Consider the following 14,396-nt stretch of genomic DNA (forward strand, 5'->3'; position numbering starts at 1 on the left):
GTGTTTCATTCGTGTTTTTATTTATATTATTATATATCAAGTACAAAAAGTTCGCAATATTTTTTCTTGGAAAAATATTATACATACAATAGTTTAACATTTTTATAAATATGGGGTATACTAAAATAAAAGTATTTTTGTTTAAAAATTTAATTTAGCTTATAATATAATCTATACTAGTAATAATACAAAAATTTAGGAGATAAACTTTATGGAATACATAATTTTCGATTTGGAATTCAACCAAGGCTTTGACAAAAAACTCAATAAAACTGTGTCCAATGAAAAATGTCCTTTTGAAATTATACAAATAGGAGCAATTAAACTGGATTCTAAATTTAATATAGTAGATACATTTAATAGCTATATTAAACCTACACTATACAAGGCAATGCACCCTTTTATTAGTCGTATGACTAATATTAAAGACTCTGATTTTAACAATTCGCCTACTTTTCCTGAGGTTTACAACAATTTCATAAAATTTATAGCATCACACGACCCTATACTATGTGTTTGGGGAGTTGGAGATTTAAAGGAATTATACAGAAATATCAATTATCATAAGCTAGCATCAGATATTTTACCTAAGTCTTATATTAATATTCAACAACATGCATCTAAATATTTTAATAATCCAGCAGGAAAAAGTATTGGCTTGCAAAATGCTATTTCTATATTGGAACTTGATGAAAAAATGTCTTATCACAATGCTTTAAATGATGCATACTATACATCGAAGGTTTTTATTAAGATATACAATCCAAGTATAGTACCTGATATATATGTATATACAAATATTAAATCTAAATCTATAAAGTATTCTAATAAAAAAAGAGTTGACTATGATAAATTGTTTGATGAGTTCAAGAAAATTCTAAATCGCGATTTGACTAAAGATGAGAAAAAAATTATTAATTTAGCTTACAACATGGGAAAAACAAATCAATTTGAATTAGAAAATTGTAAACAAGGAAAAAATAAGTGAAATTTATCTAGGTTAAAAACAGGCATGTAGATTAAAAGAATAATTAACTTTAAATTTACATCTACAGCCCAATTTTTATCCTTATGAAACTTCTATCTTATCTCTAATTCTACTGGACAATGGTCTGACCCCAATACCTCAGTGTGTATATTTACATTTGTCAATCTATCTTCTAATTTTTTAGATGCACAAAAATAATCTATTCTCCATCCAGCGTTATTTTTTCTTGCATTAAATCTATATGACCACCAACTATACACTCCTTCTTTATCAGGATTAAAGTATCTATATGTGTCTATAAATCCACTATCTAATAATTTAGAGAATTTTTCTCTTTCTTCCTTTGTAAAACCTGCGTTCTTTGTGTTGTTTTTAGGATTTTTCAAGTCTATTTCTTTATGTGCCACATTCATATCTCCACACACTATTACAGGCTTATAATTATCTAATTTAACCAAATAATCTATAAAGTCATCTTCCCATCTAGTTCTATATTCTAATCTCTTTAACTCAGATTGAGAATTTGGAGTATATACAGTAACAAAATAAAAATCTTCAAATTCTAAAGTTATAACTCTACCTTCTTTATCATGTTCTTCTATATTTATTCCATACATTACTTTTAAAGGCTCTTTTTTGGTAAATATAGCAGTACCTGAATAACCTTTTCGCTCTGCATAATTCCAGTATTGAAAATAACCCGGCAAATCTAACTCTATTTGCCCTTCCTGTAATTTAGTCTCTTGTAGACAAAATATATCTGCATCAATATCTCTAAAAAAGTCTAAAAATCCTTTCCCTACACATGCTCTTATCCCATTAACATTCCACGATATAAATTTCATATTCCACTCCTCATCTAAATAGTAATTTTCTATTAGTTTTTTCATTTATTTTTCTATTTGTTTTTATTTTAACATTGATATACTATAATTTTATTTTAAAATTATTATTTCTTTAATACCTAAAAAGTACATCCTTTAATCAAATTTTAATTTTTTTGTTAATTCTTCAGGATTCATTGAAGAAACATACATATTTGTTCCAAGTTCAAATCCTCCAAGGTTATATTTTCTTGGTATTATGTGCATATGAACATTAAAGTATGATTTTGTTTCAATTTTTGTTGGATGAGTATGGATACACAAGTTAAATGGCATATATCCATTTATATTATATAATTTTTTAAATAACTTTTCGAATATCATAGAAAGCTCTTTTATATTGTTATCTGTTAATTCATCAAACTTTATGCTGTCTTTAAATATTACTCTTACTTCTCCACTGTACTTAGTTGCATATGGTATAATTACTAAAAAAGCATCTCCATTATAAACCACTCTTTTATTTAAACTTATTTCATTTTCTACCAAGTCATTATACAAAGAGCTTTTATTGCTATCATAATACTCTTTTGAAACCAACAACTCATTTGTAATTTCAGGTGGAATAAAAGACATAGATAGTATTTGAGCATGTGGATGCATCAAAGATGCTCCAGCCTTTCTCAAGAAATTTTTAAAAATACTCACATATTCTACTTTGTCATCTTTCGACAAACGTTTAAATCTATTTCTATACATAAAAAAAACATCTTCAAATTCTTTTTGATTCATATTGTAAAAACTGCTGTTATGTTTATTACTTTCTATCATTACCTCATGAATACCATATATATCTCTTGCCAAATCATCAATTATAGGAAATTTATTATATATGGATTTTACAAGCCAACCTTCATCACCTTTTATTTCAAATAGTGTATCCGTTGCATAAACTTCATTTCCCTTACAAAATGGGCATCCTTCATCGTATTCATTAGTTTCTTCTTCATCATTTGGTACATCAATTGTATCTAATGGCCTTTTCAACCTATCAGTAGCAAATATAACAACATCATTAGTAATTGGATCTATTCTTAATTCTCTCATAATTAACACCTCTTAGTTAATAGCCTTTAATATAATTATATGATATTTATTGTATCTGTTAAATAAATTTATAATATTTTTTATAATTTTACATATTTAGTATTATGTATTTTAATTTTGTAATACAAAAAAATTATAACTAATATATACATATATTATCATACTATAAATAAGTTTATGTACATATAATTTATTAGTATAAATACGAGTATTTCACTCTAATTTGTTAAAAGTTTATTTTAAAGCTATATTAATTTTTTTTGATGATTTTTACCTATAAGTATGTTATTATTATCTTGTAAAGATGTCTTGTATTCCAATATACAATTTACATAATACAATATACGTATTTAAATTAAATAGGGGGTATTAAAATGAATTATTCAAACAGAGTTAGTGCAATGCAAGCCTCTCCAATCAGAAAACTTGTTCCATTTGCACAAGCAGCAAAAGATAAAGGAATCAAAGTATATCACTTAAATATAGGTCAACCAGACATAAAAACTCCTCAAGGGTTTTTTGATGCTGTTAAAAACTTTGATAGCGAAGTTTTAGAATATGCTACTTCTGAAGGTATTCCAGAATTATTAGAAGCACTTCAAAATTACTACAAAACTTACAATATGGATTTTGAAAAAGATGAATTATTAGTAACTAATGGTGGTAGTGAAGCTTTACTTTTCACTATGATGGCTGTTTGTGACCCAGGAGATAATTTATTAGTTCCAGAACCATTCTATACTAACTACAATGGATTTGGTCAATGTGTAAACGTAGAAGTTAATGCTGTTACAACAAAAGCAGAAAACGGTTTCCACCTTCCATCAAAAGAAGAAATAGCTTCTAAGGTAGATGATAGAACTAAAGCTATAATTCTTTCTAACCCAGGAAATCCAACTGGTGCAATTTATACAAAAGAAGAACTTAATATCCTAGCTGAAATAGCTAAAGAAAAAAATCTATGGATAATAGCAGACGAAGTTTATAGAGAATTTGTTTATGATGGACTTGAATACACTAGCTGTGGTAACTTAGAAGGTGTACAAGACAGAGTTATAATAATAGACAGTGTTTCTAAGAGATACAGTGCTTGTGGTGCTAGAATTGGTTCTATCGCTTGTAAAAATAAAGGTCTTATCGCTCAAATACTTAAATTATGCCAAGGAAGACTTTGTGTTCCTACATTAGAACAAATAGGAGCTGTTGAATTATACAAAACTCCAGTTTCTTACTTCAAAGAAGTTAATGAAGAATACAAAAAAAGAAGAGATGTATTATACAATGAATTAATGAAAGTTGAAGGTGTTATCTGTAAAAAACCAACTGGTGCATTCTATATAGTTGCTAAATTACCAGTTGAAAATGCAGAAGATTTCACAATCTGGATGTTAAAAGAGTTCAGTAAAAATAATGAAACTGTTATGGTTTGCCCTGCTGAAGGATTCTATGCTACTCCAGGTTTAGGACGTGACGAAATAAGATTAGCTTACATCTTAAATGAAACTGACCTTCATAGAGCTGCTACATTATTAAAAGAAGGTTTAGAGCAATATGTAGCTTTACACAAATAAATTTTAAAAGTTTACCTTATGTAAATTTTATTAGATAAAAAATCCCCTTTTCAACCAATATTTGAAAAGGGGATTTTTCATAGTTTCCTATTTAAATTCATCTTTATTTAATATATACTGAAGAGTATTTATTGCTCCTAGATAGTTCTTTCTATCTTCTTCAGTTAGTCTAGAAAGCTTTTCTTCCAATCCATCACTTAATTTATCCATAAAATCAGAAGCTATCTTATCTCCTTCTTCTGTAATGTCAATTAAATACTTTCTTCTATCAACTAAATCTCTTTCTCTTGTTACATATTTTTTTTCTGTTAAATCATCTACCATACTAGTTAGACTGCCTTTTTCTATATTTAATTTAGAGCATAAATCAGTCATGCTTATTACTCCATAATTTCTTATAAATACTAATGCTCTCAATTGTGTTTTATTTACATTATAGTCTGGTGCGAATTTTTTTAGGTCTTCTAAATATAAACTAGAATAAATCTTAGGAAATGTTTTTACCAAAAAACTTATAGTATCTTTTACTACGTATTTCATACAATCACCTCGGTTGTTTTAAAATTTATTAAATTATCTAACTAACTTTATTTCAGTTTACATTAAAAATATTGCAAGTACAATAGTTTTTGAATAATGATTAAATTTAATTAGTAATCTTATTATTTTTCTTGTTTTTAATTATATTTTTCTGATTAAATATTATTTATATAGCTATTTTATTGAATTCATGATATAGTAAATAAGGAAGAACTCTTCACAGCGGTGAAGAGCAGACGCTAGCCCATTAAAATGGCTATCTTATTTATAAATAAGATAGCCGTTTTTAATTATATTTTATCTATAAAACTTACACTCTTAAATCCACATCTACTTTTCCTAAATCTTCTTTATAATCTTTTATAGTTGGTTCTACAACTTCATTTACAAATTCTACAACTTGTTCTGGAGCTCTACCTATAAATTTTTTTGGGTCCATTATAGATAATATTTCTTCCTTGCTCATTTTAAATGAATCATCATTCATTATAAGCTCAATTAAATTATTATCTTTTCCTTCATGTTTAACTCTATAAGCAGCTTTCATAGAATATTCTCTTATTATCTCATGTAATTCCTGTCTATCTCCACCTCTTTTTACAGCTTCCATAAGTATTGTTTCTGTAGCCATAAAAGGAAGTTCTTCATTTACACGTTTATTTATCATATTTTCATACACTACTAACCCATCAGTTACATTTATACCTATTTCAAGTATAGCATCTGCTGCCATAAAAGCTTGAGGTATAGCTAATCTTTTATTGGCTGAGTCATCTAATGTTCTCTCTAACCATTGAGTAGCCTGTACCATTGCAGGGCTTATAGATTCAGATATTATATATTTAGATAAAGAAGCTATTCTTTCACTTCTCATTGGATTTCTTTTATAGGCCATTGCTGATGAACCTATTTGATTTTTTTCAAATGGCTCTTCTAATTCTTTTAGACTTTGTAAAAGTCTTATATCATTAGTCATTTTATGCATACTTTGAGCTATTCCTGATAATACACTTATTACTTGATAGTCTAGCTTTCTAGTATATGTTTGTCCACTTACTGCATAAGAAGAACTATATCCCATTTTTTTACAAATTTTCTTATCTAACTCTTTTACTTTTTCATGGTCTCCTTCAAATAAACTTAAAAAACTTGCTTGAGTCCCAGTAGTCCCTTTAACTCCTCTTAATTTCATATTATCTATTCTATAATTTAAGTCTTCTAAATCAAGGATTAAATCTTGAGCCCACAAACAAGCTCTTTTCCCTACTGTTGTAAGTTGTGCTGCTTGAAAGTGCGTAAAACCAAGAGCTGGCATATCCTTATACTTAAGTGCAAATTCTTTTAAGTTATTTATTAAATTTACAAGCTTTACTCTTAGAAGTTTTAAGGCTTCATTCATTTGTACAACGTCTGTATTATCTCCAACATAAGCAGATGTTGCTCCTAGATGGATGATTCCTTTAGCTTTTTCACATTGTAAACCATACGCTTTTACATGAGACATTACATCATGTCTTACTTCTTTTTCTATTTTTCTAGCTTCATCAAAATTTATATTATCTATATTAGCTCTTAACTCATCTAATTGTTCTTCAGTTATATTGATTCCTAACTCATGCTCACCTTCAGCAAGAGCAACCCATAATCTTCTCCATGTAGAAAATTTAAATTGTGGAGAAAATATATAACTCATATCTTTACTACAGTATCTATCTGTAAGCGGATTTGAGTACGTAGTATATTTGTTATCTATCATTATATTAGCACCTTCCTTAAATCTTTTGTTGTATAGTTATTATGTACATATTAGTACATAAATAATTATATATAATTTTACGAACTATAACAAGACTTTTTTATTTTTTGTTCATATTTATATAGAGTATTTTTTACGTGCTAATACTTTTTATTTATATCTAGATTATCTTTCTCAATTAAATAATCCACAATCTCGCTATCAACAAAATTCAATACATATTTATATCTAATTGCATAGTATTTATCACTCCAGCCAAGTTGATTTTTTACGTCACTCTCATCCGCCCCAAGTCTTAAACTTATTGCTGCAAATGAATGTCTAAAGTCTCTTGCTGAATATTGAGAAAGCCCTGCTAAATCTAATGCTTTTTTTACTATCAATCTGACATTTCTATCTGTTATAGAATTGCTTTTTTGAGTTGTAAAAATAAAATCATCATTAGGTATTATTACTTCTGGAAGTCCAGAATAATTTCTGTAGTCTTCTAAAAGCCTAAAAAAGTATGGATGTAACTTTACTACTCTCTCTTTTCTTCCCTTTCCTAGTCTAACATACGAGTTATCGTTTTCATCTACCATAAGGTCTTTCCACTTTAAGCTAACTAATTCATTTAATAAACACCCAGTAGTAACTAGACAGACTATTATCACTCTATCTCTTATATTCAGTTTTGGTAAAATACCTATAAGCTTATTTATTTCCTGTATGCTTAAAACATCATCCTTTGTCTTTATTCTAGTTACTGTTGGTTTTTCTACATGCCTAAATGGATTTATATCTATATATCCTTCTTTTTTTAAAAAGTTATAAAAACTATGTAAATAACTATATATCTTTTCACAAGTTGATTTTGCATATTTGGTTTGTATATAGTCCACAAAATTTTTACAATCTTCTTTTGTTACATAAATTAATTCTTTTCCTTTTAGAAACTCTTTAAATAACATAACCTTTGATAAATAATCGTGTTTTGTACTTGGGTTTAATTTTGTAGAAAAAACATTAAAAGTTTCATACTCATAATCATCCAATATTTTCGTAATATACATAATAACTCCTTTCCTTTTCATAAAATAAAATAGTTATACTTTTACTATACCATATATTTCCCCTTCATATATACCCCTTATTCAATAGACAAGTTTCAAGTTTATTTTTTTAAATTATGAAGGTTTTATGAAAATATCAATCTTCCATTGTGCACTACACAGTACTGTGGTATTATAAGTTAGTAAAAGGTGGCATATTTTATTAATATTTGAGTAAAATATGCTACTATAAATTTGTATTGGAGGTATTTAAATTTGGAAACATTTAGTTTGCTTGAAGTTTTTAAAGCAGTCATTTTGGGAATAGTTCAAGGAATTACAGAATGGCTACCAGTAAGTAGTACAGGGCATATGATATTAGTTGATGAATTTATAAAATTGAATTTTTCATCTACATTTATAAATACATTTTTAGTTGTAATTCAATTTGGTTCAATATTAGCTGTACTTGTTATATTTTTTAGGAAGTTAAATCCTTTTGATAGTGCAAAGAATACTAAACAAAAAAAAGAAACAGTTCGCTTATGGCTTAAGGTTATAATTGCAGTTATACCATCTGGAGTTATTGGTATACTGTTTGAGGATGATATAGACAGATTATTCTTCAATTCAACAGTAGTTGCAATTGCTCTTATTGTATATGGTATAATAATGATAGGACTTGAAAGTAGAAATAAAAGACCAAAATATAAAGATTTTTCTCAAGTTACATATAAACTAGCTCTTTGTATAGGTTTATTCCAATGTCTAGCTCTTATTCCAGGTACATCTAGATCTGGTTCAACTATAATTGGTGCAGTATTACTTGGTACTTCTAGATATGTAGCAGCAGAATTTTCATTCTTCTTAGCTATTCCTACAATGCTTGGAGCTAGTGCATTAAAACTTTTAAAAGCTGGATTTGGATTTACTGGATTTGAATGGCTTATTTTGGGTGTTGGCTCTGTAGTAGCTTTTATAGTTTCAATCGTAGTTATTAAGTTTTTTATGGATTATATCAAAAAACACGATTTCAAAGTCTTTGGTTATTATAGAATAATTTTGGGTATAGTTGTTCTTGGTTATTTCTTTTTATTCTAAAGTATTTTAATTTAATGACAAATGATAAGGAGAAAAATTATGAGTGTTAAAAAGGAAATATTTGATTGGATTAAGTCAATAGCCATGGCTATTGTACTTGCATTTGTAATATTACAATTTATAAGACCTTCTATTGTTAGTGGAGAATCAATGTATCCTACTTTAGACGATAAAGACTATTTAATTTTAAATAGAATATCATATAAAGTTGGTAAACCTGAAAAAGGTGATATTGTAGTTTTTAAAACTGATTTAGTTGATGGAGATACTGGAAAGAAAAAAGATTTAATAAAGAGAGTTATAGCTACTGAAGGTGATAGTATAAAAATATCCAATTCTAAAGTATATGTAAATGGCAAATTAATAACTGAACCATATATACATAATAATTATACTTCTGGAGATGTAGACACAGTCGTTCCAAAAGGAAAGTTATTTGCAATGGGTGATAATAGAGAAAATAGTAATGATAGTAGATTCCCAGATGTAGGTATGGTTGATGAAGATGAAATTATTGGTAAGGTCATGGTAAGATTATTACCTTTTGATAATATTGGAAAAGTAAGTTAAAAAAATAAGAGACTGAATTGGTAATATTTATTCTACACAATTCAGTCTCTTTTAATTTTTTGAATTCAAAATACGTTTTATTCCCTATCCTCTTTTGATTCTGTAATAATTCTTATTATATCACTTGCATCTTCATTAAAGGTTGTTACTATACTTAGATAGTCAGTGGCCCTACTCATAGCCAAATAAACCTTATTTAAATCACCTACAAAGTCATTTACTTGATAATCTTGCTCTGTATCATTTATTGTTTGATTATATAACATTTCTAACTCACATATTATTATCGCTTTATATTCTAAATTCTTTATTGTATATATATTTGCTATTGTCGTTCCTACCTTCTTACTTATGTTTGTTAAGTTATCTTCTGCACATATATAAGGAATTTGTGCTTCTTCTAATGCCTTTTTTAACATGTATTGAAAATAAATAGTTTTTCCACTTTTTAATTTCTTCTTATTATAAGGATATACAATAGCAACTTCAGAATAATCAAGACCTTTTTGGCTTATCAAATATTCGATTTCCCATATTACAGAACTTATTTGGTCATCTAAATCACTTACTTTTATTATATCAACCGACTTATTACCACCTCTAAGTGCTTTTGTATTAAAAAAAGTATTAAACTTTGTATTAGGTCTTAATTCATTAATATAAGCATTAGAATTATTTGAAAAATTATTTGTAAAATCAACAATTTCTTTAGCTTGCCTATAATTTTTATTTAATATGATTTTATCATCAAACTCTATATTACTATATAGTTTCCTAAATATATTTAATCTATTAAAGATATTTAAAGAGTTACAAGAATACACATTAAATATGAATTTTGTTTTATATAAAAACTCTCTTATAAAATCTATTTCATAATCTAAAAAACTTTCTGCTTCATCAATAAAAATAGCCTTAAACATGTTTTTATTCTTTATAATGTTTTGTGCTTGCTTTACAAGATTATTAAATGTTTTTTCATAATCATTTTTTAACATATTGTAGTCAATGATTAGATTATATTTTTTAGCTAATTTAAATATAAAAGAGCTAAATGTATGAACTTCTAAATTGTTGTTATCTTTATATAATAATTCAATTCTTTCTCGAAGTTCATTACATAGTTGTTTTGTATGTGTAAATATTAGTAATTTATGATGTGGATATACTTTTGCCAGTTTTATAGCTCTAGAAAGCATATTTGCCGTTTTCCCTATACCAGAACCGCCTTCAATAAGTGTATTTCCATATTTAATAGAAATAGCATCTTTAATTTGAATTTCTTCCATCATAGTTGCTGTATATTTATAGTCATCATTGTAGAAGGAAATTTTTTTAAATTTTTCGTTTAGGTGAAGTGTGTCATTTATTATATAGTATTCTGAACATATATCTAATAAAAATAAATTTAAATTTATTTCATCATTTTTTTCCTTAAGATATTCATCCAGTGAAGCACTAGCCATTATATCTTGAAGCTTATTTTTATCTATTATATTATTATTCACAAATTCTTCAAACTCATAAGCTTCGTCTACTTCAACATATGGCATAATATAAACATAATTATAGCTTATATTTCTATTCTTTTGTCCCATTTTTAGTTTCAAAAGCTCATATTCCTCATGCATAACTTCAAGTAACTCTTCTTCCAAAATAAAATATATATCTTCTGTTGTATCCATAAATTTTATAAATAAAATTTTTCCATCTTTTACATACAACAAGTCAGTATTTATTCCTTTAAAAGGAGTAACTTTTGGCACTACTTTAACGTCCTCATTGATATTTTCGTAAAATACTTTCTCGAATTCTTTCAATTTCAGGGCGTCTAACTGAGAGTTTATATTTATGTATTGGCTCACTTACATTACCTCCTTCTGTTATAATTAATTATACCATTTTAAACTATATTTTTATATATACTTTTTATAGGCAAATTTAGCAAACAAATTCAAAATAAGTACAAATAAATACAAAACTATTAAAGAAAATTTGCAATAACTATAGATATTTATTGTTATAAAATATTTTATGTAGATAATAAATTGATAAATTTCATAATTAATGTTTAAAATAATAAGTAAAATCTTTAAAATGGCGAATCTTCTCGTCTAGAAACATAAAAACTTAGTATTAAAAAATTTAAAAACCTGCTAATAAAATAGATTGATTTTTAGCAGGTTTTATTTATAATCTTCGTATATTGATGCTATTATATTAAATTTTATATTTTACTGTAACATTTAATTTTTATTTTCTGATATGATACTAAGACTTGATATATCTGTATAAATCGCATAAAAAACAGGATAACGATTTTGATATAACTCGTTTACAAATGTACCTTGCATTCTTACAGGAAAAATATGACCATCTGTATGACACAAACGGAAAACCACTTCAAAAGTCTCTCTCTTAGAAATTGCTTCTCGTAATGTATTAAGTACTATTTGTAAGTCATCTTGTAATACTGGTGAAAGAACATCAAAGTTTGCAGATGAAACAACGTGTGCAGAATATCCAGTGAATTCAAGCATTTTTTGATTAAAATAAAGTAATTTCAAATTTTCCATACAAGCAAATTTGACAATACCATCAGTAGCCATTTCCAATAATACTTTTATATCTCTAGGATTTATGTGAAATGACATACTATCCATAGAATCATCCGAAAATACATGATAAGAATTTTTCCCATGGCTTTTTGCATAATAAAGTGCTTGGTCTGCTTTTTCATATAACTCAGAATATACGCAACCATGTTCAGGATACATTGCTACACCAATACTACATGTAATAGAAAACTCCGCTTGCTCAGCAAATTTCTTCTGATTAATTTTAGAACATAAACGCTCTAATTTATCTATAAGTACATAGTTATTGCTATTAAAATTTTTTATCAATACTACAAACTCATCTCCACCAATACGTCCTACAATATCATCCTCTCGAAATTGAGATTTCAATTCTAATGCAAATTCATTTATAATAAAATCTCCAAATGCATGACCATATTTATCATTTACATTTTTAAAATCATCAATATCAAATATTAGAAAAACATGTTCTGAATCTTGATTGTTCTTGTTTTCTAGAAATGAACTAATAAATTCCTCTGTTACCCCCTTATTGTAAAGGCCAGTAAGAGAATCAAGTTGTGAGCGTTCAAGTAGTAATAATTCTCTATTTTTTTCCTCATCTATATTTTTACGATAAGATATCATACGAACAGATTCATCTGATGTCCAAAAGAAAATTCGTGCATTAATTCTAATCCAGTGATAATTTTCCCCATCTTTCTTAATTAAAAAATCATAGCTTATATTATTAATTCCGCTATTATAACACTTAAGAACATTTTCTGGTAAGAACGTCTCTAAATAACCCTGTGCATACTCTCCTTTGATTTGTTCTTTAGCAATTGTATATAGTGCTTCATCATAGGGTGTATTAAGCCCTAAGCCAAACTCATGAAAATATCTATTTGAATCTTCACAACCAGCTCTATTATTAGTAACATCAATCTCAAAAATATTTTCATAAAGTTCTTCAGTAGATTGACTTAACAACTTTTGATATTCTAATTTCTGAGAAACACTAAGCTTCATTATTTGACTTTTATACTTCTTAAGTACACGTGTAATTGTAAAAAGTACAAATATTATAATCAAAATTATAACTGCAATTCCTTTTAAAAATTGTATCTGAAGTTGCTTACTCATTACAGTCAAATCAGTCTCTAAAACAAGATGCCATTTTAAACTAGGTATATACTGACATACAACATAACTTTTTGATTTTTCAGATGAATGCCAAAAACTCCTCTGCTCTTTTTTATTATTTAATATTAACTCCTTTGAATCAGATAAATCACTACTAGAATTTTCAAAGAAATTTATATGCTCATAACCAGTTTTTTCTGATGTTAATTGTACAAATCCCTTATCATCAATTAAATGTGCTACAACATCAAATTTATCATCATATTCTTTAAGCAACATTTGTAATGAATTAACCTTTAATCCAACTCCTATAATTCCCATAGTTGATCCATCATCATCTTTTATCTTACAATTTACAAATACTGTAATACTATTATTGCTTGCTTCATCATTATCAACATTTAATGAATATTCATCATTACTCTTTAAGAAATTATAATACCATTGATTCTCTGAATTATTAACACTAAGATTTCTATCAAGCCCATTAAAATGATAATAGTTATTTGTTTTAGCAGATACTAGAAAAATAGAATCATATGAGTATTTATTCTTGTATGCATTCAAGTAATCTTGTAATTTATAAGTAAATTCCTCATCATTTATATGTTCTTTCTCACCATCTAAAAAGTTTTTTAATAAACTATCATTTGCCATGGTAAGAGATACATTTATAGGTTCTGAAAGGAGTTTATCTATCTGATAATAGATACCTTCAGCAGCCAATGTGGATACATGCTCAATATCATTTTTAAAAATATTAGTATTAGATTGGTATCCAATTACAGAAGTAGCTACAAAACCAAGAGTAATAATAGTGCAAACAATAACATTTGTATGTAAAAGTGTATTTTTTTTCATAGTATGTCCCCTCTTTAACCCTCACTTTGGCTTCATTGTATTTTCACCTTCTTTAAATATAATTATTTCAAGTAGTAAACTCTTTAAAACTTTAAATTTTTATATTCATCTGTTACTTTTTATAAAACAACAGAAATATACAAATACATCATATAAAGAACATCATCAAAATTAAAAGTCTAAAAAGATTTATATTTTTTTCAAATATATTATTTATCGTTCACAATAACGTTGATTAAAAGTTTTTTGATATGACATTCCTGTAGTCAATTCTGCCTAACTATAATTTGTCATATAATAGATTATTTTATCACTTCATTAT

General features: G+C 26.7%; 11 protein-coding genes. 4 read left to right on the forward strand and 7 right to left on the reverse strand.

Annotation, left to right across the window (positions count from 1 at the left end):
* Positions 1-211 precede the first annotated feature (211 nt).
* Entirely contained in the window at positions 212-988 is a 777-nt protein-coding gene (locus KGF36_RS04760) for a 3'-5' exonuclease (protein ID WP_227827218.1), read from the forward strand.
* 92 nt (positions 989-1,080) lie between these two features.
* Here KGF36_RS04760 and KGF36_RS04765 read toward each other — a convergent pair whose 3' ends face one another.
* Positions 1,081-1,833 carry an exodeoxyribonuclease III gene (locus KGF36_RS04765; protein ID WP_227827478.1) on the reverse strand — a complete coding sequence of 251 codons (753 nt, stop codon included), beginning with the start codon at positions 1,831-1,833 and terminating at the stop codon, positions 1,081-1,083.
* Between the two features lie 135 nt (positions 1,834-1,968).
* The gene (gene galT, locus KGF36_RS04770; RefSeq protein ID WP_227827217.1) at positions 1,969-2,919 is read right to left on the reverse strand and encodes a galactose-1-phosphate uridylyltransferase; all 951 of its coding nucleotides are present in this window, start codon (positions 2,917-2,919) and stop codon (positions 1,969-1,971) included.
* Between the two features lie 374 nt (positions 2,920-3,293).
* On the opposite strand from galT, the gene KGF36_RS04775 reads away from it, so the two are divergent.
* Positions 3,294-4,490, forward strand: coding sequence for a pyridoxal phosphate-dependent aminotransferase (locus KGF36_RS04775; RefSeq protein WP_227827216.1), 1,197 nt, complete (start codon positions 3,294-3,296; stop codon positions 4,488-4,490).
* A gap of 87 nt (positions 4,491-4,577) precedes the next feature.
* Here KGF36_RS04775 and KGF36_RS04780 read toward each other — a convergent pair whose 3' ends face one another.
* The 3 genes from KGF36_RS04780 to KGF36_RS04790 all read right to left on the reverse strand — a co-directional run bounded on the left by KGF36_RS04780 (position 4,578) and on the right by KGF36_RS04790 (position 7,838).
* Positions 4,578-5,030, reverse strand: coding sequence for a MarR family winged helix-turn-helix transcriptional regulator (locus KGF36_RS04780; protein WP_227827215.1), 453 nt, complete (start codon positions 5,028-5,030; stop codon positions 4,578-4,580).
* A gap of 310 nt (positions 5,031-5,340) precedes the next feature.
* Positions 5,341-6,786: an adenylosuccinate lyase gene (gene purB, locus KGF36_RS04785; RefSeq protein ID WP_227827214.1), complete on the reverse strand. Its 1,446-nt coding sequence runs from the start codon at positions 6,784-6,786 to the stop codon at positions 5,341-5,343.
* A gap of 140 nt (positions 6,787-6,926) precedes the next feature.
* Positions 6,927-7,838 carry a tyrosine-type recombinase/integrase gene (locus KGF36_RS04790; protein WP_227827477.1) on the reverse strand — a complete coding sequence of 304 codons (912 nt, stop codon included), beginning with the start codon at positions 7,836-7,838 and terminating at the stop codon, positions 6,927-6,929.
* 255 nt (positions 7,839-8,093) lie between these two features.
* Here KGF36_RS04790 and KGF36_RS04795 point away from each other — a divergent pair, with 255 nt between their 5' ends.
* Both KGF36_RS04795 and lepB read left to right on the forward strand, forming a co-directional pair.
* Positions 8,094-8,918: an undecaprenyl-diphosphate phosphatase gene (locus KGF36_RS04795; protein ID WP_227827213.1), complete on the forward strand. Its 825-nt coding sequence runs from the start codon at positions 8,094-8,096 to the stop codon at positions 8,916-8,918.
* A 39-nt stretch (positions 8,919-8,957) separates the two neighbouring features.
* A complete protein-coding gene (lepB, locus tag KGF36_RS04800) occupies positions 8,958-9,488 on the forward strand; it encodes a signal peptidase I (RefSeq protein ID WP_227827212.1) in 531 nt (176 codons plus the stop codon).
* Positions 9,489-9,565: 77 nt separating this feature from the next.
* Here the strand turns inward: lepB and KGF36_RS04805 are convergent, their stop codons facing one another.
* Both KGF36_RS04805 and KGF36_RS04810 read right to left on the reverse strand, forming a co-directional pair.
* Positions 9,566-11,353 (reverse strand): UvrD-helicase domain-containing protein, encoded by a 1,788-nt coding sequence (locus tag KGF36_RS04805; protein WP_227827211.1) that lies wholly within the window; start codon positions 11,351-11,353, stop codon positions 9,566-9,568.
* Between the two features lie 381 nt (positions 11,354-11,734).
* Positions 11,735-14,074, reverse strand: a complete 2,340-nt coding sequence (locus tag KGF36_RS04810) for a diguanylate cyclase (protein WP_227827210.1) — start codon at positions 14,072-14,074, stop codon at positions 11,735-11,737.
* Between the last annotated feature and the right edge of the window lie 322 nt (positions 14,075-14,396).

Origin of the sequence: Clostridioides sp. ZZV14-6009 (genome assembly GCF_020658095.1) — a bacterium.
In the GTDB taxonomy this organism is placed as follows: domain Bacteria; phylum Bacillota; class Clostridia; order Peptostreptococcales; family Peptostreptococcaceae; genus Clostridioides.

Bases quoted from the DNA above. Each gene is read 5' to 3' on its own strand.
- KGF36_RS04775 (WP_227827216.1), top strand. From the start codon at position 3,294: ATGAATTATTCAAACAGAGTTAGTGCAATGCAAGCCTCTCCAATCAGA.
- KGF36_RS04760 (WP_227827218.1), top strand. From the start codon at position 212: ATGGAATACATAATTTTCGATTTGGAATTCAACCAAGGCTTTGACAAA.
- KGF36_RS04765 (WP_227827478.1), bottom strand. From the start codon at position 1,833: ATGAAATTTATATCGTGGAATGTTAATGGGATAAGAGCATGTGTAGGG.
- purB (WP_227827214.1), bottom strand. From the start codon at position 6,786: ATGATAGATAACAAATATACTACGTACTCAAATCCGCTTACAGATAGA.
- KGF36_RS04810 (WP_227827210.1), bottom strand. From the start codon at position 14,074: ATGAAAAAAAATACACTTTTACATACAAATGTTATTGTTTGCACTATT.
- KGF36_RS04780 (WP_227827215.1), bottom strand. From the start codon at position 5,030: ATGAAATACGTAGTAAAAGATACTATAAGTTTTTTGGTAAAAACATTT.
- lepB (WP_227827212.1), top strand. From the start codon at position 8,958: ATGAGTGTTAAAAAGGAAATATTTGATTGGATTAAGTCAATAGCCATG.
- KGF36_RS04790 (WP_227827477.1), bottom strand. From the start codon at position 7,838: ATGTATATTACGAAAATATTGGATGATTATGAGTATGAAACTTTTAAT.
- galT (WP_227827217.1), bottom strand. From the start codon at position 2,919: ATGAGAGAATTAAGAATAGATCCAATTACTAATGATGTTGTTATATTT.